This is a genomic window from Microcoleus sp. A2-C3, from assembly GCF_036706065.1.
In the GTDB taxonomy this organism is placed as follows: domain Bacteria; phylum Cyanobacteriota; class Cyanobacteriia; order Cyanobacteriales; family Microcoleaceae; genus Microcoleus.
The window spans coordinates 1-1,299 of record NZ_JAUBVX010000131.1; the positions used below are offsets into that span (position 1 = coordinate 1).

Genomic DNA, 1,299 nt, shown 5'->3' on the forward strand with positions numbered 1-1,299 from the left:
AAACCCCCATCAAGCGATCTGATACAGAAATCAGAGACAGCCAAAGTTGATAGCTCAAAAGAGTCAGAGTCCGAGCCCGCATCGCAAACCAGGAGGACAGCCTGGACATATCGGCAAAACCCGAAAAGGGTTTGGACGAGTGGATAGATATCAAATCAGCACTCCTGAAACTTGTGAGCATTGTGGCAGCAGAGAATTAAGTGAGATGATTGGCTACAGCAAGCAGCAGGTAGCGTGTGCCGGTTGCCAGACCAATTGAAGTAGTGGAATATCGACGGGTCAAATGTCAGTGTAATGAATGTGGAGCCATAGTGATTGCACCCGTCTCACCGGGTATAGTGCCAGGACAAGATTTGAGTATCGACCTACAAGCATTATTGGTATGGCTAGGTAATTATGGGCACATATCTTACGAAAAGCAACAAGAGTTCCTGCGCGAACTAGGTGGAATCGAAATAGGGATAGGGACATTACAAGCCACAAATGCGCGGGTAGCCAATGCTGTAAAACCCGCCGTTGCCGACTTATGGAAATGGGCACCATTACAAGCTTTCCGTCCATGTCGATGAAACCCCTTGGTGTGTCAAGGGAGTCAAAGAATGGTTATGGACAGCTACGGGTCAAGATTTTTGCTTGTTTCATGCGGCGGATACTCGGAGTAGAGCCGAATTAGAGACGATGCTGGGGAGCGAGTTTGCTGGAGTGTTGAGTTCTGATGACTTTAGCGTATACAACGGTGTGATTGTTGGAGCGCAGCAAAAATGTCTAGCCCATCTACGGCGACATTTTAAGAAAGTTCTGCTTATAGGTCACGGTAACAATACTGTCGTCGCCTCTGCGTTCTTGGAATTAATTGATGAGGCATTTCGACAACATCGAAAATGGCGCGAACACCAACAAGAGCTTGATTATCATGCTTGGGCGAGGGACTTTAAGACCAGGTTGGCAGAATTGTTAAATACTTGGCAAGGTCAAGTTGGTCATGCCGCTGGACTGTTATTGCGCTCCTTGCGTGAGAAAGCGCAGCAATGGTGGTATTTTTTAGACCATCCTTCCATTCCTCCTGATAATAATTTAGCAGAACGTTCTCTCCGATTAGCCGTGACGAAGCGTAAGGTATCAGGGGGTTCCAGGTCAATGTTTCGGTTTGAACAAACTGCTGATTTGTTATCTGTGATTCAGACTTGTAGATTTCAAGGTAAAAGTGCAATGGCTTTTTTCCGTGATGCTATATCTGCCCATTTTTGTGACTTATTTATGCCTTCTTTAATTCCCCAATCTTAGACCTGAATCCTTACA

At 45.9% G+C, this 1,299-nt stretch carries 1 protein-coding gene; it reads left to right on the top strand.

Annotated features, from left to right (window positions below):
- Window positions 1-516: 516 nt before the first annotated feature.
- The gene (gene tnpC / locus QUB66_RS29845; protein WP_442923483.1) at window positions 517-1,284 is read left to right on the top strand and encodes an IS66 family transposase; all 768 of its coding nucleotides are present in this window, start codon (window positions 517-519) and stop codon (window positions 1,282-1,284) included.
- The last annotated feature ends 15 nt before the right edge of the window (window positions 1,285-1,299 follow it).